This window comes from Pseudomonas sp. FSL R10-2964 (assembly GCF_009600035.1).
GTDB classification, from domain to species: domain Bacteria; phylum Pseudomonadota; class Gammaproteobacteria; order Pseudomonadales; family Pseudomonadaceae; genus Aquipseudomonas; species Aquipseudomonas bubulae.
This window is the reverse complement of sequence record NZ_WIWH01000025.1, coordinates 1-19,150: the sequence shown is the minus strand read 5'-3', so window position 1 is coordinate 19,150 and position 19,150 is coordinate 1. Positions and strand designations below refer to the sequence as shown.

Below are 19,150 nucleotides of genomic sequence, written 5' to 3'. Positions count from 1 at the left end.
AGGTGTGGCTTTTTTCGGGTGAACTATGAGTGTTTCGCGGCGAGCAACGGATGCTTTCGCACTGCAAGTGATGCTGGGATTGTGCCTGATCTGGGGTGTGCAACAGGTCATCATCAAGCTGGCGGCACCCGATATCGCACCCGTGATGCAGGCCGCCATGCGCTCCGGTATTTCAGCACTGCTGGTTGGGCTGCTGATCTGCTGGAAGGGTGGCTGGAGCCAGGTGCCTGCCACCTGGCGTGGCGGTTTACTGGCAGGCAGCCTGTTCGGCCTGGAGTTCTTCTTTATTTCCGAAGGCCTGCAACTGACCAGTGCCGCGCATATGTCGGTATTTCTCTATACCGCGCCCATTTTCACCGCACTCGGGATTAACTGGCTGTTGCCCAGCGAGCGCTTGCGGCCTTTGCAATGGCTGGGGATATTGCTCGCGTTTGCCGGGATTGCCTTCTCATTCGCGGGCGGTATGTCGTTTGCTGACATGGACCGCAACGTGCTGCTGGGCGATGCCTACGCCATTCTGGCGGGCATGGCCTGGGGCGCGACCACGGTGGTGGTGCGCGGCTCGCGGTTGTCGGAGGCACCTGTGACCCTGACCCTGTTCTATCAGTTGATTGTCGGTTTTTTCGGCCTGCTGGTGATTGCCGCTTTCAGCGGCCAGATCAGCCACGTCAGCCTGACCACCGTGGCGGTGGCCAGTGTGCTGTTTCAAGGGCTGGTCGTGTCGTTCTTCAGTTATCTGGTGTGGTTCTGGTTACTCAAGCGTTATATGGCTTCCAACTTGGCGGTGTTCTCCTTCATGACCCCGCTGTTCGGAGTGACATTCGGTGTGCTGGTGCTGCATGAGCCTCTGAGCGTCAACTTTGTGGTGGGCGCAGTGCTGGTGCTGTGCGGTATTACGTTTGTCAGCGCCGAGCAGTGGGTGCGTCGCAAAGTGCGTGCTCTGCTGGGGGGCTGACCGACTGCCAGGCCAGAGTGCCCGCTAGCAGCAGCCCGCTGGCCGCGATGATCAGTGCCGGTTGCAAGCCGCCGCTGAAATGGCTGCTCAATGCAGCCAGCAATGGCCCGCACAGTTGGCCCACGGCGAAACAGGCGGTCAGCATGGCCGCATTGCGCGCTGTGGCATTGGGCGCCAGATCCCGTGAGCACTGCATCACCAGCGGCATGCAGGCCAGAAACGGTGTGCCGCAGAGGATTACACCAAGTGCCAGCCCCGCGCTGCTCGGAAGCAGGCACGCCAGCACACCAAGGGCTTGAATCCATAACCCGCCCATCAGCCAGAAGCGCGTGGTAGCAGGGCGCGGCCGACGAAAGCTGATCAGTGCCACGCCAATGGCAGCACATAGCCCGAATGCTGGCCAGAACAGATCGGCTTGCCACTGGCCATGAAACCGGGCATTGCCCATCTGGGATAAAAATGTCGCCGGGATGATATAGCCCAGGCCATAGAGCCCATAAATTGCTCCCAGACGGGCGATCCCGGGTTGCCGGTTATCGGGCTGCATCGTTTGAGGCCGGGCGGCAAGTGCAGCGGGTTGCGGTAGCGCGGGCAAAATCACCAGCAACATCAGCAGTGCCGCCAGGGCATAAATCATCCAGAGCGTGGCCGAGTCTTGCCCGGTTAAATTGGCGGCCAGGGCCAGCAGTCCGGTCAGCATCACCCCGAGACCGGGCCCGGCAAAAACCAGAGCGCCCAGACGCGGTCGGTTGGCGGTGATAGCGATGTGCTGACTCAGTGCGGTGATCATCACCATCACCCAGGCACTGGCGATCCCGGAGCCGAATCGTAATAACAGATGCGCCCAAAACCCCTGGGCCCAGTACGACGCCAGCGTCAGCCCAACGCACAGCCACAGGCCTGTATGCAATCGGTTACGCACCTGGTCGGGGCGCCTGGCGCGCATGGCATCCAGGGCGCCGAGCAGGTAACCCAGGTAGTTGGCGGCGGCAATCAGCCCTGCGCCGGTCAGGTCGATCTGGCCTTCGCTGATCAGGTGCGGCAGTTGCGGCGTCAGGGAAAAACGGCCAATGCCCATGGCCATCATGAGTGCAACAAGGCTGGCGAGCAGGCGAATCAGGGGCGACATGCTGGGATTTCCCGATAATGAACAATGACCGTCAGGCTAGTGGTATTTGACTTTCTCTAAAAATGAATAATAGTGATCTACTTATTCTGTTTTGGAGAATCGTGTGGAGTTCAGCCAATTACGTATTTTTCAGGCCGTGGCTGAAGAAGGGTCGATCACCCGTGCGGCTGAGCGTCTGCACCGAGTGCCTTCCAACCTGTCGACCCGGCTCAAGCAACTGGAAGAGCAGATGGGGGTCGAACTGTTTATGCGTGAGCGTCAGCGCTTGCAGTTATCTCCGGCAGGGCAGGTGCTGCTGGATTACACCGCACGTTTGTTTGCCCTGCACGATGAAGCGCTGAGCGCGGTGCAGGGTGGCGTGCCTTCGGGCAAGTTCACCCTGGGCACCATGTACAGCACTGCGGCAATCCATTTGCCGAACCTGCTGGCGCACTACCATCGCACCTACCCGGCGGTGAATCTGCATGTGCAATCGGCACCCAGCGGCGAGTTGCTCGAAGGGCTGCTGGGCGGGCGCCTGGATGCCGCCCTGGTGGATGGCCCGCTGGAGTTGGCAGGCCTGGACGGGGTGGAGTTTTGTGACGAGCGCCTGGTACTGATCAGTGATCTGGATCATCCGCAGATCACCCACGCCAAGGATGTGCAGGGGCGTGAAGTGTTTACTTTTCGCCAGGGCTGTTCTTATCGGGCCCGGCTTGAAGCCTGGTACGCCAGTGATCGCGCAGCCATGGGCCGGGTAATGGAGATTGAATCCTATCAAGGCATGCTGGCGTGCGTGGCGGCGGGGTCGGGGGTCGCATTGATGCCGGCTTCGATGCTGGCCAGCTTGCCGGGGCGTGAAAATGTCCGTGTACACCCTTTGAAACAACCTTTTGCATGCGCCACGACCTGGCTGATGTGGCGAAAAGGCATGATGGGGGCAAACCTGAATGCCTGGATACAGCTGCAACAGGCCCGTTCGCTGCCAGTTCATGATTAATCGCTGCAACTTCAAGTGCTGGCCTGAATCCGATGTATGGGGCGACTTAGCCTAAAGTTCATTGACCTTAAGCAAGCATCTTGTAGTACTTAGGACTATTATCTGTACGAAGCGACCACTGAATTCCCGTCGCTCGAGTGACCCCAAGGGGGATATATGAAAGACAAACTGCAAACCTGGCTCCATGACCTGGGCGTGGCCCTCGGCCTGATCGAGCCGCCAATGCAACCTGTGCCTATCCCTGTCGAGGATCCGCGTCGTCGTCCGCAACGTCGCCGCTAAAGTTGCGTTTGCGTCGCGTGCCGTTCACGGCTCCCGGTGATTGCCGGCGAGAGGGGTGAAGGGCTGCAGGCAACACAAGGGCAGTGTGAACTGCCCCCATCCATCAGGGCTTGTCAGCCCATGGTAAAACGCACGCTGTAGTTTAGCGGCGCCTGGTCTGTTTTCTCCGTTATTCGCGCTTCACATTTCGCATCATCCATACCCGTCGAGGTTGCACTGGCAGATCGTGTAGAGCTCAGTGTGGGTTTGAATACGCCAAATGACTGGGTAACCCGCAGTGCTGTGTTAAAGGTGCATTCCCGATTGCCATTGGCGTATGAAAAGACTTCGCGAAGTATCGCAGGGGTTTTGCGCGGGTAGCCGAAGCTGGTTTTATAGCTGACTGCAATCGAATGCTCGCTTAACGGATCGACATCAAAGTAGCCAGGTTCGACCAGCGACAGGTTCCAGTTTGAACGATTGAGTTTGAGCGGCCCGGAGGTGTTGTTGATGATCTCGAATGTCAGTGTGGTGACATCGGCTTGAGCATTCATGCCGGTGAGCATCGTGGTGGTGGCCACCACGGCAATAGCCAGGTACGTCTTGAAGTGGGTCATGGTGTTAAGTCCATTTAATCAATCACAGGTAGTTTGAAGTTGAGCGGCTACATCCCCTGTAGCCGCTTTTCAAGCGTAGTTGGACTGACTAATGGGCTGGCAGCGACAAGGCGCTGCGTGGGCGGGGTATTGGTGTTTGCGGTTGTATGAAATGAGATCGGCAGAAAAACGGGTACGAACAGGAACGTCGGACCCGCTCAAGAAAGACCTTCTCAGGCGACGCTGGCCACCGCCACAGGGCGCCGATCTATCAGGCTGACCAGCACAAAGCTTGCCAGTGCCACGGCCAGGCTGTAGTAGATCGGGGTGTTGGCGTCCAGGCCGTCCTTGATCATGAAGATCAATGCGGTGATAAAACCCAGGCTCATGCTGGAGATGGCGCCCGCTGTAGTGGCGCGTTTCCAGAAAATCGCGCCGATCAATGGCACCAGCATGCCGCCCACCAGCAGGTTGTAGGCCAGGGTCAGGGCGCTGATCACATCAGACACCACCAGCGCGATACCCAGTACGGCAATGCCCGTCAGCAGGGTAAACAGGCGGTTGATCCGCAGGCTCGACTGCTTGCCGCCGCGCAGCCTTGGCAACAGGTCTTCGGTCAGTACGGTGGAGGCTGCCAGCAAACCGGCGCTGGCGGTGGACATCATGGCCGCCAGTGCTGCTGCAATCACCAACCCGCGAATACCGTCTGGCAGCGACACTTTGACGATGGCGGCAAAGGCGTTGTTGACGTTATCCAGGTCGGGAATCAGCACGTGTGCGGCCATACCGATCAGTGCACAGGTCAGGCCATAGAGGATGCAGTAGAACCCGGCGAATGTGCCAGCATACTTGGCCACTTTGGCAGTTTTGGCGGTGAACACCCGTTGCCAGATGTCCTGGCCGATCAGGATGCCGAAAAAATAAATCATGAAGTAGGTGATGATCGTGTCCCAGCCGATGCTGGTGAAGCTGAAGTTCGAGGCTGGCAACTTGCTCACCAGTTCGTCCCAGCCGCCGACGCGGTACAGGCAGATGGGCAGCAGCACGAACATCAGGCCGACCGTCTTGATCACGAACTGGACGATGTCGGTCAGGGTCAGCGACCACATGCCGCCCACGGTGGAGTAGATCACCACCACGCCACCACCGATCAATACCGAGATCCAGAAAGGCAGGCCGAACAGCACTTCCAGAACGGTGCCGATGGCCAGGATTGAGGTCACGCCGATCATCAGTGCGTAGGCCAGCATGATCACCGCACTGGCCTGGCGGGCCATCGGGTTGTAGCGTTTTTCCAGCACCTGGGTGACGGTAAAAATTTTCAGTTTGAGCAGCGGCTTGGCCAAAAACAGGTTCAGCGCGATGATCCCGCAACCCAGAGCGGCACATAGCCAGAAGCCGGAAATCCCGTGAACATAGCCCAGGCGCACGGTGCCGACGGTAGAGGCACCGCCCAAAACGGTGGCGGCCATCGTGCCCATATACAGCGTGGGTCCCAGATTTCGTCCGGCAACCAGATAGTCTTCGTGGGTTTTGGCCTTGCGCATGCCGTAGTAACCGAGCACCAGCATTGCCGCTGCGTAGATAAGGACGACCAGTAGATCTAGAGCCATGATGGCGAATCTCCGATTATTTTTTTTATGGATGCAGCTAAAGCACGGTGGCTTGGTGCCATAAGCGCAAGGCTTGCTGGCACCGCAGAGATGTCCTTATCGATGTACTACGCCGGGCAGCACGCAGAGCATTTCGTAGAGCAGGTTGGCGCCCAGTAATGAAGTGTTGCCGGTGGTGTCGTACGGCGGCGAGACTTCTACCAGATCGCAGCCGACCAGGTCGAGGCCCTGGCAACCGCGGATCACCTCCATTGCCTGGATGGTGGTCAGGCCGCCGATTTCCGGGGTGCCGGTGCCCGGCGCCCAGGCCGGGTCGATGCCGTCGATATCAAAGCTCAGGTACACCGGGCCGTTACCGACTTTCTCGCGCACTTCGGCCATCAATGGCGTCAGGGATTTATGCCAGCACTCTTCGGCCTGCACCACGCGGAACCCTTGTTTGCGGCTCCAGTTGAAGTCCTCAGCGGTATAGCCCTGGGCACGCAGGCCGATCTGCACCACGCGGTCACAGTCCAGCAGACCTTCTTCCACGGCGCGGCGGAAGGTGGTGCCGTGGGCGATTTTCTCGCCAAACATATGATCGTTTACATCGGCATGGGCATCGATATGCACCAGGCCAACCTTGCCGTGCTTTTTATGGATGGCCCGCAGAATGGGCAGGGTGATGGTGTGATCACCGCCCAGGGTCATGGGGATGACATCGTGTTCAAGGATTTCGTCGTAGGCTTCTTCGATGATGCGCACGGCGTCCAGCAGGTTGAAGGTGTTGATCGCCACATCGCCGATATCGGCAACCGACAATGAATCAAAGGGGGCGGCGCCGGTGGCCATGTTGTACGGGCGGATCATTACCGATTCGGCGCGGATTTCGCGGGGGCCGAAGCGGGTGCCGGCGCGCAGCGAAGTGCCGATATCCAGGGGCACACCGACAAAAGCAGCGTCAAGGCCGGCGGCCGATTGCAGGTGGGGCAGGCGCATCATGGTGGCGATGCCGGCGAAGCGCGGCATTTCATTACCGCCCAGTGGTTGATGAAGAATTTTGTCCACGGGTAAGGCCTCGTCGTTTTGTAGGAGTTATGGCGCTCGATTCTGCGAAAGGTACGAGGCGGGAAGAATCGCTGCGAACAAATACTTAGTTCAGGTTTTTCTAAACTGATAGCGGTAGACTTTGATCATTCATCATTGCCTGTGGGGGCGGGCTTGCTCGCGAATGCATCACCACAGAGCAGGCTGAAACCCGGGCGCCTGTATCGCGGGCAAGCCCGCTCCCACGGTGGAAAGTGAGTTACTGATGGCCAACGCTTTACCCGATCTGAAACTATTGCGAATTTTTGCCAGCGTGGTCAGGCACCAGGGGTTCGCCAATGCCCAGCAGGCGCTCAACCTCTCGACGTCTGCCATCAGCACTTATATGAGCCAGCTTGAAACCAATCTGGGGCTGGTGCTGTGCCATCGCGGTCGTGGCGGGTTCAGCCTGACCAGCAAGGGCGAGTTGTTCCATCAGGAAACCCTGCGCCTGCTGGGCGAACTGGAAGGTTTCGAGCAATACGCGGCAGCGCTCAAGGGTGAGTTGCGCGGTACCCTGAACCTGGGTGTGATCGACTCGACGGTCAACGACAAGGCCTTGCCCTTTGCCGAGGCCATTGGTGCCTATAGCCAGGAGCATCCAGCGGTGCACCTGCATTTATCGGTGATGAGCCCGTATGAATTGCAGCTCGGGGTTCAGGACAATCGCCTGGACCTGGCCATCGGAGCGTTTTCCACGCGCATGAGCGGGCTGGTCTACCAGCCGTTGTACCGCGAGCAGCACTGGCTGTACTGCAGCGCGCGACACCCTCTGTTCAGTGAACGGCGTATCCCCGGGCCGGTGATTACCCAGCAGCGGATGGTCGGGCGCGGCTACTGGAGCCAGGCTGAACTGGCGCGCCACGGCTTCAAGCACAGCGCCGCGACGGTGGACAGCATGGAGGCACAGCTGATTCTGGTGCTCTCGGGCGCCTACATCGGTTACCTGCCCGAACACTATGCCGAGCCCTGGGTGGAGAAGGGTGACCTGCGCGTGCTGCTCCCCGCGACCTTTGGCTATCAGGCGCCGTTCTCGATGATCGTGCGCCGTGGTCGCAGCCGCGAACCCTTGATCCAGACGTTTCGCGACCTGCTCAAAGCCCAGCTTCATAAACCTTGAACGAGCCCGTTTACTCTATGTCCCGAGCCCAATGCCCGCGCTGTATGCGCCCGCAGTCCCACTGCCTGTGCGAACTTATTCCACAACTGGCAAGCCGTACCCGCGTGTTGCTGTTGCAGCACCCCAGTGAGGTCAATCACGCACTGAACACCGCCCGACTGGCAGCCTTGGGGCTGACCAACGCACAATTGGTGGTTGGCGAGGTGTTCGAAGATTTGGCAACCTTGCTCAACCCGCCGGGGTATCGGGCGCGGTTATTGTTCCCCGGTGACGATGCGCAACTGATCGTGGCCGATGTTGTCGGCGAGCAAGACCTGCCGTTGCTGTTGGTGGTACCCGATGGCACCTGGCGCAAGGCGCGCAAGTTGCTGCACCTTAATCCGCTGCTGGCGCAATTGCCGCGGGTGACGTTGCCCGAGGGCGCTGTGTCACGTTACCGGTTGCGCAAGGCGCCGGGGCCGGGTGCCCTGTCTACTTTGGAAGCGATTGTGCAGGCGCTGGAAATTCTGGAGCCGGCCACCTCGTTCACGCCGTTGCTGCGCCCGTTCGAGGCGCTGATTGAAGGCCAGATCGAAGCGATGGGCGCCGATACCTATCTGAAAAATCACGGGCACAAGTCGTAATCTGTGGGCGCGGGCTTGCTCGCGATGCAGGTTGCGGGGTATGTCAGGGAAACCGAGTTGGGGCGATCGCGAGCAAGCCCGCTCCCACAGGGTTTCAGGGTTTTTCGAGGGTTTTTTGTCGCAGGATGTAGATGCTCACCAGCACGGCACTGGTCAGCATAAAGCCCCGGGCCCATGGCAAGGGTACCAGGTAGCAGGACAGGCCAATGCTCAGCCACATCAGGCCAATGGCGTAGACCTTGCCCTTGAGCGGGATGCCATTACCGTCCAGGTAGTCGCGGATCCATGGCCCGAGCCGTGGGTGCTCGACCAGCCATTGATAAAAACGCGGCGAACTGCGCGCAAAGCATGCGGCAGCCAATAGCAGAAAGGGGGTTGTAGGCAGTACCGGCAGAAATATGCCGATCACCCCCAGGGCTACGCTCAGCCAGCCAATGGCAAACAAAGCGTAGCGCAGCAACCGCGGGCGGTTGCCGAGTGGGGGCTGAACCACTAAAGGATCAGTGGTGGCGCGGTTTGAGGATCGCCGGCTTTTCGTCTGGCGCCTGGCACAGCAGGTACAGGGCGGTCAGCGCTTCCGGAATCTGAACGATCATGTCGTCCATCAGGTTGGCATCTTTGGCGATGTCTTCGAATTCTGGCTGATCATCGAACAGGCCCGAGCCCACCATGATTGGCAGCAGCATTTCGCTGACTTCTTCTTCGGCGGTTTCGAACCAGGCGGCTTCGCGCATGAATACGCCTTCCATAAAGCCTACACACCAGCCGCGCAGGTCGGAATCATCCGGCTCGTCGCCCAGATCCAGGTCGCATGGCAGTTCGAACTCTTCATCGGACGCCAGTTGACGGGCGATGTGAGCCTTGAGCTGGATCAGCGTGCCTTCGATTTCGGTGCGCTGGGCGTCGTCCTTGTAGTGCGGGGCTTCGGAGAAGATCGCGTCGATCCATTCGCGCTCTGGCACTTCCTCGGAACAGATGGACAGGGCAGTCAGATAGCCGTGGGTGGCCACGTAGTCCAGCGCCTCGTCATGCAGCTCGTCGGCGTCGAGGAAGGCTTGCAGGCGGGTTAGTTGCTCAGCGAAGGACATTAAGTGTTACCTAGTAAATAAACGATAGTGAATTCTAGGCTTTCTTGAGCTTCCAAGCCAGTCGCAGGGCACATTTGCCATCAGTTCCCGGTTATCGGTGTTGCAATTACACCCCCCGCAGCGGGGGAGTGCTCGGGTATACTGCCGCGTTTTGTGATGCCCTGCGTTAAATGTCGCGTACCGGTGGCCTGGGTCCGAGCCTTTTAGAGGCTTGCGGGCGCGGCGGATCGTGCTGGCGCAGGGGTGTTTCGGCGATTTCTGGAGTTTCTATGCTCGAACAGGCTCAACGCGTACTCAAAGACATCTTCGGCTACGACAGTTTCCGTGGCCGCCAGGGTGACATTATTGAGCGCGTGGCCAATGGTGGCGACGCCCTGGTGCTGATGCCCACCGGCGGCGGCAAGTCCCTGTGCTTCCAGGTGCCGGCCTTGCTGCGCGATGGCCTGGCCGTGGTGGTATCGCCGCTGATTGCCTTGATGGACGACCAGGTCGCGACCCTTGAGGAACTCGGGGTGGCCGCGGCGTCCTTGAATTCGACCCTCAGTGCCGAGCAGCAGCGCGAGCTGGCCAACCGTATCAAGCGTGGCGAAGTCAAGATGCTCTATCTTGCGCCGGAGCGTCTGGTGCAGCCGCGCATGATGGCGTTTTTGCAGAGCCTGGACATCGCCTTGTTTGCCATCGACGAAGCTCACTGCGTATCGCAATGGGGCCACGACTTCCGCCCTGAATACCTGCAGCTGGGCCAACTGGCTGAAGTGTTTCCCACTGTGCCGCGAATTGCCCTGACGGCCACGGCCGACAAGCGCACCCGCGAAGAGATCGTCACTCGCCTGCATTTGCAGAATGCCGAACGCTTTTTGTCGAGCTTCGACCGTCCCAATATTTTCTATCGCATCGTGCCCAAAGAGCAGCCGCGCAAGCAGTTGCTGGCGTTCTTGTCGGAGCGCCGCAGCGATGCGGGCATCGTCTACTGCCTGTCCCGTAAAAAAGTCGATGAAGTCGCGCAGTTCCTCTGCGATCAGGGGTTCCCGGCCTTGCCGTATCACGCCGGCTTGCCCAGCGACACCCGGGCTGCCAACCAGAAGCGCTTCCTCAACGAGGAAGGGCTGATCATGGTAGCCACCATTGCGTTCGGTATGGGCATCGACAAGTCCAACGTGCGTTTCGTTGCGCATCTGGACTTGCCCAAGTCCCTAGAGGCGTATTACCAGGAAACCGGCCGCGCAGGCCGTGATGGTCTGCCGGCGGATGCCTGGATGGCCTACGGCCTGCAAGACGTGGTGATGCTCAAGCAGATGCTGCAAAACTCCGAAGGCGACGAGCGACACAAGCGTCTGGAGCACCACAAACTCGACGCCATGCTGTCGCTGTGCGAAGAAACCCGCTGCCGCCGTCAGACCCTGCTCGCTTACTTTGATGAAGAAATGCCACAACCTTGCGGGCATTGCGACAACTGCGTGGATGGCGTGCAGACCTGGGATGCCACCGAACCAGCGCGTCAGGCGCTGTCAGCGATTTATCGCACGGGCCAACGTTATGGTACCGGACACTTGATCGACGTGCTGCTGGGTCGCGAAAACGAAAAAGTCCGCAGCTTTGGCCATCAACATCTGTCTGTTTTTGGTGTGGGCAAAGCCCGCGCCGAAGGCGAGTGGCGCACGCTTTTCCGCCAGCTGGTGGCCCGTGGTCTGGCTGACATCGATATTGAAGGCTACGGCGGCCTGCGCCTGAGCGACAGCTGCCGGCCGTTGCTGCGTGGCGAAGTGACCCTGGAGCTGCGTCGCGAGCTCAAGCCGCAAATCTCGGTCAAGAGCAGCTCTGCCAGCCCGGCCAGCCAGCTGGTGCGTGGCGAAGAGCGCGAACAGTGGGAAGCCCTGCGTGCCCTGCGGCGCAAACTGGCCGAGGAGCACGGCGTACCGCCCTATGTCATCTTCCCCGACTCCACGCTGCTCGAAATGCTGCGCAGCCAGCCCACCTCGATGTCCGAGATGGCCAGGGTCAGCGGTGTCGGTGCACGCAAGCTGGAGCGTTATGGCGAGGCATTCCTCGAAGTGCTGGGCGGGCAGGGCGAAACACCGAAGGTGGTGGCCGATATCCGCCACGAACTGATCAGCCTGGCCCGCGCCGGCATGACTCCGCTGCAGATCAGCGGGCAATTGCAGTGCTCGGAAAAGAACGTTTACACCATGCTGGCCGAAGCCATAGGTCGTCAGGAGCTGTCGCTGGAGCAGGCACTGGACTTGCCTGAAGAGCTGATGGAGGAAGTGCAGGATGCATTCCTCGATGGTGAAGGCGAGCTGCCGAGCGTGGCCAGCATCGCCGAGCAGTTCAAGGGGCGGGTACCTGAGGGCGTGCTGTATTGCGTGCGTGCAGCCCTGCAATCGGAGTTTGAAATCTAGCTATTACGGGGATTATGTAACGATTGATTGACTTATAGGCCTTGCCTATGAGCAAACGGCATGCTTAGCTGACTAATAATTAGTTTCACTCTATTTTCAGTCTAAACATTGAGTTTTTTATGCCGTTAACCGATCAACACCGTTTTGGTATGCAACTGGCCCAAATGTCCCGTGGTTGGCGTGCCGAGCTGGATCGTCGTCTCGCTGGCCTGGGCTTGTCCCAGGCACGCTGGCTGGTGCTTTTGCATCTGGCCCGTTTTGACGAGGCGCCCACGCAGCGCGAACTGGCCCAGAGCGTTGGCGTTGAAGGTCCGACACTGGCTCGTCTGCTTGACAGCCTCGAGGCGCAGGGGCTGGTGCAGCGTCACGCGGTGGTTGAAGACCGCCGTGCGAAAAAAATCGTCTTGAGTGATTCTGCCCGCCCGCTGATCGAACAGATCGAAGCCATTGCCACGGCGTTGCGTCAGGAGCTGTTCGTGGGTATTGATGAAGAAGAAGCGCGCATTTGCCTGCGTGTGCACAAGCGGATTCTGGATAACCTCGAAAAGAACTGATCTCACACATCCCTGTTGTGGGAGCGAGCCTGCTCGCGATGGCATCACTGCGGCCTGCCTAAAAGACCACGCTGCCAGCATCGCGAGCAGGCTCGCTCCCACAGTAGTCTGTTTTCAGCCGTCAGAACGTCTGCCCCAGGTTCAGATACAGCGCTTTCTGGTCATCATCGTTGAAGCCGTAGCTGAAGTTCAGCGGCCCCAGCGGCGTGTCAAAGCCGATAAAAATGCTCGCCGCATTGATATAGCCGCTGTTGTACTCGTTGTCGTTGTTCCAGGCACGTCCGCGCTCCAGAGAAGCGCCGGCATACAACGGAAAATCAAACGGCAAATACGAGCGGGGCGTGAGGCGACGATAATAAACGGCGCGCATCAGGCTTATATTCTGTGCCGAAATCGCATCTTCCCTGAAACCCGAGAGTTGTCGTGCCCCGCCGAGCAAGAAGCTCGAGGTGACAATTTCAGTCTTGTCCAGGGTACGTCCGTAACGCCCGCCCAATATCCAGGTGTTGGGGCCTGAACTCATGGCTTTGTCCAGTTTGAATTCCCACTGTCGATAGCGCTCATCCGAGCCAAGGCTCGGGTCGAACTGGCGCAGGCTCAGGCTGATGTCTTCTCCTGAATGGGGGAAGTACACGTTATCCAGTGAGTCGAATGAGTACTTCAAATCATAGGATCCCTCTTTGAAGTTGAGGCTTGGCATGTCGCGCTCACCGATGCGTACGTCAGCCTTGCCCCATGCCTCACCGATGCCCAGGCGAATTTCACCGCTATTACCGATTTGGCGACCAAAGTTAAGACCAAAGCCATAGCGCTCCAGCCGGTACTCGGCAATAGGGTCGTTCTCGTCGATGATTTCCACGTTTTGTGACTGGGCGCGGATATAGGGGGCGACAAAGTAGCGCGAGCCGGCATCCAGGGGCTGGTAAAATTCGCTGTACAGCTCTTGCTTGTCGCCAATCTGCACCCGCGTCAGCCATTCGGCACCCAGCCGGTTGATGCCGTTGACTCGGTAGCTGGCACCAATATTGAACGCGCTGTCGCCGCGCATGTCGTCCGACAGGTTCAGCCCCAGGCGCAGGTAGTCAGTACCGCTGCGCTTGCCTTTGGCGCTGATGACCAGGGTGCGCTCCTTGCCCTTGTGCACCACGCGGTATTGCACCTGATCGAAGTAATCGAGCCCGTACAACGTGCCCATGTCACGTTGCAGGCGGCCCAGGTCCAGGGGCTCGCCGATGGGCTGGCGAATATAGTAGCGGATTACCGAATCGCCGATTTTCGAGTCGTTTTCGATCTTGATCGCGGTAATCACCGGAGTGCGTTCTTCGGGGGTGCGGGCTTCAGCCAGTTGCACGTCCGTAGGTTGACGCAGGCTGGCGAGGCGTTTCTCAAGCACCTGCGTGGCCCTGTAGCCTGCATTGATGATGTCAAGTGAGCGGCCAAAATCAGTGGCGCCATAGCTGGCCAGGGCGGGCTGAATCAAAATATCGTCAGGCTTCAATGATGCCAGCTGCACTTCTGAATTGCTTCGGGTCATCAGGGTGATCGACTGGTTGAGGATGTCGAACACGGTGTTGAGTTGTTTGCGCCCCCGCAACGGGGTGCCGATATCCACCACAATGACCATGTCCACGCCCATCTCCCGGGCCACATCCACCGGGATATTGTCGACCATGCCGCCATCGACCAACAGCTGGCCGTTGATCTCGACCGGGGCGAATACCGCCGGGATTGACATGCTGGCGCGGATCACCTGGGGCAGATGCCCTTTGCGAAACACCACTTTTTCGCCATTGACGATATCAGTGGCCACGGCGCGGAACGGGATTGGCAGTTTGTCGAAGTCGCGCACATCACTGCTGTGTGCCAGCAGGCTTTCGAGCAGCAATGCCAGGTTCTGGCCCTGAATCACGCCCAATGGCAGGCCCAGGCTGCCATCGTCGCGGAAACTGAGTTGTTGCTTGACCAGAAAGTCGCGGTCATCCTGCTTGCGCCGAAAAGGTATGTCTTCGCGCTCCGGCGCATCGGACAGGGCCTCTTGCCAGTCGATGCTCAGCGCGAGTTTTTCCAGCTCATCGATTTTGTAGCCGGAGGCATACAGACCGCCAATCACTGCGCCCATGCTGGTGCCCGCGATGGCATCGATATGAATGCCCTGTTCTTCCAGGGCCTTTAATACGCCAACGTGGGCCAGGCCACGGGCCGCGCCGCCGGACAGCACAAGGCCGACTTTGGGTTTGGCGGCTTCGGCGGCAAACAGCACCAAAGGGCAAAGACACAGGAACAAACAACAGAGCAGGCGGCGCATCATGAGTCTCTGGGCAAGCGAGAAAGGCGGCTATTATAGCGGCGCCTTCCTTTCAAGAGCCTTTGAAATCATGTCGATCAATAAACCCGAAATTGTCATTACCTACTGCACCCAATGCCAGTGGCTGCTGCGTGCCGCCTGGTTGGCTCAAGAGTTGCTCAGCACCTTTGCCGAAGACCTGGGCCGGGTCGTGCTGGAGCCTGGCACCGGCGGGGTGTTTCGCATCACCTGCGACGGTGTGCAGATCTGGGAACGCAAGGCTGACGGCGGCTTTCCCGAAGCCAAGGTGCTCAAGCAGCGAGTGCGTGACCAAATTGACCCGCAGCGCGACCTGGGGCACAACGACCGGGCTCAGTGAGCGGCGGCGTCCAGCCCTGCCTTATCGGGTGCGGGGCCGCTGCGCATGCGGCTCGACACCACGATGGCGACGATTATCAGTACACCGCCCAGCAACATGCGCAGCGAGGGTGTTTCGTGGAACAGCAACCATGCCAGGGTGATGCCATAGACCGGTTCCATGGCAAAGACCACGGCGGCAGTGCGCGCCTTGATCACTGCCAGGCTGGCGACGAACAGGCTGTGTGCCACGCCGGTGCAAAACACCCCGAGCAGACCGATCCATAGCCAGTCCAGCGGGCGGACTTCGCTCAGCCCCGGGCCGGCAAAGGGCAGCAGGCACAACGCGACCACCGCGTTTTGCCACATGGCGGCCTGCACGGCGGGCATCCGCCCCGAGTTGGCGCGGTTGTTCAGCGACAGCAGTGCAAACAGCAAGCCGGAAGCGACGGCCCACAGCAGCCCTTCGGTGGCCTGGCTGGCCAGGTCAAAGCTTGGCGTGACCAGGATCAGCCCGATGCTGACCAGCGCCACCAGAACTATTTCGTTGGGACGAATGCGTTCGCGAAAAATCAGTCCTTCCAGAATCACCGTGAACGCCGGGAAACTGGCAAAGCCCAGGGTTGCAATCGCGACCCCGGCGATTTTTACCGAGACAAAAAAGCTTATCCAGTGCCCGGCCAGCAGCACACCGCTCAGCAGCAAACTGCGGGCGTCGCGCAGGGTCAGTCGGTACCAGGCGCTGCGTTTGGCCAGCGCGGTGAAGCACAGCAATGCCAGCACTGCGAAAGCGGCGCGGCCAAATACGATGATCGAAGCCGATGCAGCGGCAAGTTTGCCGAACACGCCAGTCAGGCCAAACATCAAAGCGCCGATATGCAGGGCGCCCAGGGCAGTACGCGGAGTCATTGCAATCCTTGGTTCAATACAGGCAAGGCGTGCAGTCTACGGGGCAGGGCGGGGAGCTGTCTGTCGCGACACTGGCGTCAGTTGTCGCCAGACTCGCGTCTCAGCACCGAAGGCGAGGCACCGAATTCGCGCAGCATGGCGGCGGCGAACGCGCTTTGCGAGTTGTAGCCAACGCGGCTGGCTATTTCGCCTATGGCCAGGGCGCTTTGGCGCAGCAGCGTCAGGGCACTGCGCAGGCGTCGCTGGCGGATGTAGTCCATTGGCGTTTGCCCGCACTCGCTGGCAAAGCGGCTGTGCAAGCGGGCGCAGGACAAGCCTGCAATTTGAGCCAGATCCGCAACCTGTAAAGGGTAGGCAGTATTCTGCTCAATATAGGCATCCATGGCCGCGTAGGGCAGGCGTTTGGGTTGCGCCCGTTCGCCGGCAAGGTTAGCCAGGCTGGCGAGCAGCAGAATCGCACCCTGGCGGGCAATCAACGGGTCGTTTATCGGGCTGGTGGCGAGCCAGTCGACCAGTTGATGCTGTTTCGGGTCGAGAGGCAGCTGTGCGGGGTTGTCGAGCAATCGGCGGCTGGCATCGGCGTGCCCACCCAGGGACTGGCCCAGCCAGTTGTCACCAGGCACGTCCAGCACCAGGCAGTGGCTGCCTTGCGGGCTGCCGCAGGTGTGGTGGGCGCCCGCAGGCACGACCATCAGCTGTTGCTGGCGCAGCAGGCTGGGCCGGCCCTCGACTTCGAAATCCAGCTTGCCCGACAAGCTGATCACCACCTGCGCATGTTCATGGCTATGGGCAATCAGGTCGTGGCGGTAATGGCGCAGTGACAGGATTTGGTCCATGACAGGTCTCTTCTGTGGATCAGTGCCGCCAAAATGCCGGAATGCACAATACAAACACGGTAATGATCTCCAGTCGCCCAAGCAACATGCCCAATGACAAAATCCACTTGGCCGCATCCGGCAGGCTGGCGAAGTTGCCGGACGGCCCGATGATCTCGCCCAGCCCTGGCCCTACGCCCGACACCGTGCTGGCGGCGCCGGTCAGGGCGGTCATCCAGTCCAGTCCCAGCAGCGACAGGGCCAGCGCGATCACGCAGATGGTGATGGCGAAGAAAAACGAAAAGGTCAGGATCGAGCGTACGATTTCTTCGTCGAGGCGGTGGCCGTTGTACTTCTGCTTGATCACCGCTCGAGGGTGGATCAGTTGATTAAGGTTGGCCTTGAGCAGGATATAGGCGACCTGAAAGCGGAAAATCTTGATCCCGCCTGCAGTCGAGCCCGAGCAACCGCCGATAAAGCCCAGGTAGAAGAACAGCATCAGCGAGAAATTGCCCCACAGGCTGTAGTCACCCAGAGCAAAGCCCGTGGTCGTTACTACCGAGGTCACGTTGAGCGCGACATGGCGGAAGGCGTCCCACCACGGCATGTTGGTAGTCCACCACAACCAGATGCTGAGCACGAACCAGGTCACGACCAGCAAGCCGAGCAAGCCTTGTACCTGCTGATCCTTGATCAGGGCCTTGCGATGGCCGCGCAGGGTGGCCACATACAAGGTAAACGGCAAGCTACCCATGATCATCACGGCAATGGCGACCCAGTGCACCGCCGGTTGCGACCACTTGGCCAGTGACTGATCGGAGGTCGAGAAACCGCCGGTGGAAATGGCCGACATGGCGTGGTTGATCGCATCAAACACGCTCATGCCCGCCCACCAGAACGCCAGGCTGCCCAGAATGGTGATGCCGACGTAGGTGGCGACAATCAGGCGGGCCACCATGTGCGAGCGCGGCATGACCTTTTCGGAGCGGTCAGAGGACTCGGTCTGGAACAGGCGCATGCCACCGATGCGCAGCAGGGGCAAGATGGCTACCGCCATACCGATAAAGCCGATGCCGCCCAGCCAGTGCAGCATCGAGCGCCACATCAGAATGCCGGGGGACATGGTGTCCAGGCCGCTCAACACCGTAGAGCCGGTGGCAGTGATACCGGACATGCTTTCAAAAAAAGAATCGGTATAGCTGATGTGCTGCGTCAGCAAAAACGGCAGTGCGGCGAAGATGCACACCACCACCCAGCTGGACACAGTCAGCAGATACATGTCACGGGGGCGCAGATGCACCTGCTCGGGGCGGCCCGGTATGACCAGCGCCAGGCCGGCAATGAAGGTAATCAGGCTGGCCCACAAAAAGGATGGCAAGTCGCCCAGGTGGTCGTAAATCGCCAGGGTCAGCATGGGCACGGCCATGCTGATCGCGAGCGTAATCAGGAAGATGCCGATAATGAAACCGATGATGCGTAATGTCGGCAACGCCATGAAGTCAGCTCGGGGATGAAAGAGGGGCGCCATTCTACCTGTGGTCCGGGCTATGTAAACCGCCAAGCCTTCGGGAGATACCGTTAGAATAGCTGCACATTTTCTTCAGGAGGTGGCCAATGGAGGCTCTCGACGCTTTGCTCAACCGTGTTTCTGCCCCGCGCCTGCTCGATCCGGCGCCAACGGCTGAGCAACGTGAAGTACTTTTCGCCGCCGCCTTGCGTGCGCCGGACCACGGTCAGTTGCGTCCTTACCGGTTTTTGACGGTTGAAGGCGCTGCGCGCAATCAACTGGGTGAAATCCTCGCCGAGGCCGTGCTGGCCCAAGGTGGTGAAGTGACCCAGGCCGCCCTGGACAAGGCTCGCGCCATGCCCTTGCGCGCCCCTTTGGTGGTGGTAGTGATTGCCCGTTTGCAGGATCACTTCAAGGTGCCGAAGGCTGAACAGCTGATTACCGCGGGCTGTGCGGCCCATGCCATTGAGCTGGCAGCTTATGCCCAGGGCATTGGCGCGGTATGGCGCACCGGCGAGTTGTCGTATGCACCGCATGTGGCCAAGGGTTTGGGGCTGGGTGAGGGCGAGGAAGTGGTGGCGTTCCTGTATTTGGGCACGCCGCAGAACGAGTTGCGCGTTGCGCCCAAGGTGGACAGCGCCGAGTTTGTGCAGGCGTGGTCGGTTAAGTAGCCCTGTACCAATATCCGTAGCAGCTGCCGAAGGAACAAGGCTGCGTTCGGCGGCGTAGCCACCGCAAAATCAGCGCACGCGATTATTCAGTTAAACCGCGGATTCTGATTTTACGATTGCTTTGCAATCGGACGCAGCCTCGTTCCTACGGCAGCTTGTGTCTAAAGAAAGGAATAAAGTCTGGGGTGAGAGCGGTGAATGGCAGGTTGTTCGGCAGCAGTGTTA

19 protein-coding genes are annotated in these 19,150 nt (G+C 59.6%); 9 read left to right on the top strand and 10 right to left on the bottom strand.

Going from position 1 to position 19,150, the window contains the following annotated elements:
• Window positions 1-25 precede the first annotated feature (25 nt).
• Entirely contained in the window at window positions 26-955 is a 930-nt protein-coding gene (locus GHN92_RS15160; protein WP_095002661.1) for a DMT family transporter, read from the top strand.
• Here GHN92_RS15160 and GHN92_RS15155 read toward each other — a convergent pair.
• A complete protein-coding gene (locus GHN92_RS15155; RefSeq protein WP_133143753.1) occupies window positions 903-2,084 on the bottom strand; it encodes an MFS transporter in 1,182 nt (393 codons plus the stop codon). The genes GHN92_RS15160 and GHN92_RS15155 overlap by 53 nt on opposite strands.
• A gap of 103 nt (window positions 2,085-2,187) precedes the next feature.
• Between GHN92_RS15155 and GHN92_RS15150 the strand changes: the two genes are divergently transcribed.
• The gene (locus GHN92_RS15150; RefSeq protein WP_133143752.1) at window positions 2,188-3,063 is read left to right on the top strand and encodes a LysR family transcriptional regulator; all 876 of its coding nucleotides are present in this window, start codon (window positions 2,188-2,190) and stop codon (window positions 3,061-3,063) included.
• Between the two features lie 156 nt (window positions 3,064-3,219).
• Window positions 3,220-3,345, top strand: a complete 126-nt coding sequence (locus tag GHN92_RS24185; protein WP_254924894.1) for a PA1414 family protein — start codon at window positions 3,220-3,222, stop codon at window positions 3,343-3,345.
• Between the two features lie 113 nt (window positions 3,346-3,458).
• Here GHN92_RS24185 and GHN92_RS15145 read toward each other — a convergent pair whose 3' ends face one another.
• The 3 genes from GHN92_RS15145 to speB form a co-directional block, all read right to left on the bottom strand.
• A complete protein-coding gene (locus GHN92_RS15145; RefSeq protein ID WP_095002658.1) occupies window positions 3,459-3,941 on the bottom strand; it encodes a hypothetical protein in 483 nt (160 codons plus the stop codon).
• Between the two features lie 212 nt (window positions 3,942-4,153).
• Complete coding sequence (locus GHN92_RS15140) at window positions 4,154-5,533, bottom strand: sodium:solute symporter (RefSeq protein ID WP_095002657.1); 1,380 nt, start codon at window positions 5,531-5,533, stop codon at window positions 4,154-4,156.
• Between the two features lie 96 nt (window positions 5,534-5,629).
• Window positions 5,630-6,580 (bottom strand): agmatinase, encoded by a 951-nt coding sequence (speB, locus tag GHN92_RS15135; protein ID WP_095002656.1) that lies wholly within the window; start codon window positions 6,578-6,580, stop codon window positions 5,630-5,632.
• A 244-nt stretch (window positions 6,581-6,824) separates the two neighbouring features.
• On the opposite strand from speB, the gene GHN92_RS15130 reads away from it, so the two are divergent.
• Both GHN92_RS15130 and GHN92_RS15125 read left to right on the top strand, forming a co-directional pair.
• Window positions 6,825-7,718 carry a LysR family transcriptional regulator gene (locus tag GHN92_RS15130; protein WP_153380522.1) on the top strand — a complete coding sequence of 298 codons (894 nt, stop codon included), beginning with the start codon at window positions 6,825-6,827 and terminating at the stop codon, window positions 7,716-7,718.
• A 17-nt stretch (window positions 7,719-7,735) separates the two neighbouring features.
• Window positions 7,736-8,341, top strand: coding sequence for a tRNA-uridine aminocarboxypropyltransferase (locus GHN92_RS15125; protein ID WP_095002654.1), 606 nt, complete (start codon window positions 7,736-7,738; stop codon window positions 8,339-8,341).
• A gap of 94 nt (window positions 8,342-8,435) precedes the next feature.
• Here the strand turns inward: GHN92_RS15125 and GHN92_RS15120 are convergent, their stop codons facing one another.
• Entirely contained in the window at window positions 8,436-8,834 is a 399-nt protein-coding gene (locus GHN92_RS15120; protein ID WP_169916488.1) for a YbaN family protein, read from the bottom strand.
• Window positions 8,835-8,841: 7 nt separating this feature from the next.
• Window positions 8,842-9,429 (bottom strand): YecA family protein, encoded by a 588-nt coding sequence (locus tag GHN92_RS15115; RefSeq protein WP_095025660.1) that lies wholly within the window; start codon window positions 9,427-9,429, stop codon window positions 8,842-8,844.
• Window positions 9,430-9,698: 269 nt separating this feature from the next.
• Here GHN92_RS15115 and recQ point away from each other — a divergent pair, with 269 nt between their 5' ends.
• A complete protein-coding gene (gene recQ / locus GHN92_RS15110; RefSeq protein WP_153380510.1) occupies window positions 9,699-11,828 on the top strand; it encodes a DNA helicase RecQ in 2,130 nt (709 codons plus the stop codon).
• A gap of 119 nt (window positions 11,829-11,947) precedes the next feature.
• The gene (locus GHN92_RS15105; RefSeq protein ID WP_095002651.1) at window positions 11,948-12,382 is read left to right on the top strand and encodes a MarR family transcriptional regulator; all 435 of its coding nucleotides are present in this window, start codon (window positions 11,948-11,950) and stop codon (window positions 12,380-12,382) included.
• Between the two features lie 121 nt (window positions 12,383-12,503).
• Here the strand turns inward: GHN92_RS15105 and GHN92_RS15100 are convergent, their stop codons facing one another.
• Window positions 12,504-14,687 (bottom strand): patatin-like phospholipase family protein, encoded by a 2,184-nt coding sequence (locus GHN92_RS15100; RefSeq protein ID WP_095018931.1) that lies wholly within the window; start codon window positions 14,685-14,687, stop codon window positions 12,504-12,506.
• 70 nt (window positions 14,688-14,757) lie between these two features.
• On the opposite strand from GHN92_RS15100, the gene GHN92_RS15095 reads away from it, so the two are divergent.
• Entirely contained in the window at window positions 14,758-15,045 is a 288-nt protein-coding gene (locus GHN92_RS15095; protein ID WP_095002712.1) for a SelT/SelW/SelH family protein, read from the top strand.
• Here the strand turns inward: GHN92_RS15095 and GHN92_RS15090 are convergent.
• The 3 genes from GHN92_RS15090 to GHN92_RS15080 all read right to left on the bottom strand — a co-directional run bounded on the left by GHN92_RS15090 (window position 15,039) and on the right by GHN92_RS15080 (window position 18,242).
• Window positions 15,039-15,932, bottom strand: a complete 894-nt coding sequence (locus tag GHN92_RS15090) for a DMT family transporter (protein WP_133143749.1) — start codon at window positions 15,930-15,932, stop codon at window positions 15,039-15,041. The two genes, GHN92_RS15095 and GHN92_RS15090, sit on opposite strands and share 7 nt — an antisense overlap.
• 77 nt (window positions 15,933-16,009) lie before the next feature.
• Entirely contained in the window at window positions 16,010-16,768 is a 759-nt protein-coding gene (locus GHN92_RS15085) for an AraC family transcriptional regulator (protein WP_095026941.1), read from the bottom strand.
• A 19-nt stretch (window positions 16,769-16,787) separates the two neighbouring features.
• Entirely contained in the window at window positions 16,788-18,242 is a 1,455-nt protein-coding gene (locus GHN92_RS15080; protein WP_153380530.1) for a TrkH family potassium uptake protein, read from the bottom strand.
• Window positions 18,243-18,361: 119 nt separating this feature from the next.
• Between GHN92_RS15080 and GHN92_RS15075 the strand changes: the two genes are divergently transcribed.
• Entirely contained in the window at window positions 18,362-18,925 is a 564-nt protein-coding gene (locus GHN92_RS15075) for a nitroreductase family protein (protein ID WP_095002646.1), read from the top strand.
• The last annotated feature ends 225 nt before the right edge of the window (window positions 18,926-19,150 follow it).

What these genes read in the sequence shown, in the direction of transcription:
- GHN92_RS15160 (WP_095002661.1), top strand. Translation starts at nt 26, where the DNA reads ATGAGTGTTTCGCGGCGAGCAACGGATGCTTTCGCACTGCAAGTGATG.
- GHN92_RS15155 (WP_133143753.1), bottom strand. Translation starts at nt 2,084, where the DNA reads ATGTCGCCCCTGATTCGCCTGCTCGCCAGCCTTGTTGCACTCATGATG.
- GHN92_RS24185 (WP_254924894.1), top strand. Translation starts at nt 3,220, where the DNA reads ATGAAAGACAAACTGCAAACCTGGCTCCATGACCTGGGCGTGGCCCTC.
- GHN92_RS15145 (WP_095002658.1), bottom strand. Translation starts at nt 3,941, where the DNA reads ATGACCCACTTCAAGACGTACCTGGCTATTGCCGTGGTGGCCACCACC.
- GHN92_RS15140 (WP_095002657.1), bottom strand. Translation starts at nt 5,533, where the DNA reads ATGGCTCTAGATCTACTGGTCGTCCTTATCTACGCAGCGGCAATGCTG.
- GHN92_RS15130 (WP_153380522.1), top strand. Translation starts at nt 6,825, where the DNA reads ATGGCCAACGCTTTACCCGATCTGAAACTATTGCGAATTTTTGCCAGC.
- GHN92_RS15125 (WP_095002654.1), top strand. Translation starts at nt 7,736, where the DNA reads ATGTCCCGAGCCCAATGCCCGCGCTGTATGCGCCCGCAGTCCCACTGC.
- GHN92_RS15115 (WP_095025660.1), bottom strand. Translation starts at nt 9,429, where the DNA reads ATGTCCTTCGCTGAGCAACTAACCCGCCTGCAAGCCTTCCTCGACGCC.
- recQ (WP_153380510.1), top strand. Translation starts at nt 9,699, where the DNA reads ATGCTCGAACAGGCTCAACGCGTACTCAAAGACATCTTCGGCTACGAC.
- GHN92_RS15105 (WP_095002651.1), top strand. Translation starts at nt 11,948, where the DNA reads ATGCCGTTAACCGATCAACACCGTTTTGGTATGCAACTGGCCCAAATG.
- GHN92_RS15100 (WP_095018931.1), bottom strand. Translation starts at nt 14,687, where the DNA reads ATGCGCCGCCTGCTCTGTTGTTTGTTCCTGTGTCTTTGCCCTTTGGTG.
- GHN92_RS15095 (WP_095002712.1), top strand. Translation starts at nt 14,758, where the DNA reads ATGTCGATCAATAAACCCGAAATTGTCATTACCTACTGCACCCAATGC.
- GHN92_RS15090 (WP_133143749.1), bottom strand. Translation starts at nt 15,932, where the DNA reads ATGACTCCGCGTACTGCCCTGGGCGCCCTGCATATCGGCGCTTTGATG.
- GHN92_RS15085 (WP_095026941.1), bottom strand. Translation starts at nt 16,768, where the DNA reads ATGGACCAAATCCTGTCACTGCGCCATTACCGCCACGACCTGATTGCC.
- GHN92_RS15080 (WP_153380530.1), bottom strand. Translation starts at nt 18,242, where the DNA reads ATGGCGTTGCCGACATTACGCATCATCGGTTTCATTATCGGCATCTTC.
- GHN92_RS15075 (WP_095002646.1), top strand. Translation starts at nt 18,362, where the DNA reads ATGGAGGCTCTCGACGCTTTGCTCAACCGTGTTTCTGCCCCGCGCCTG.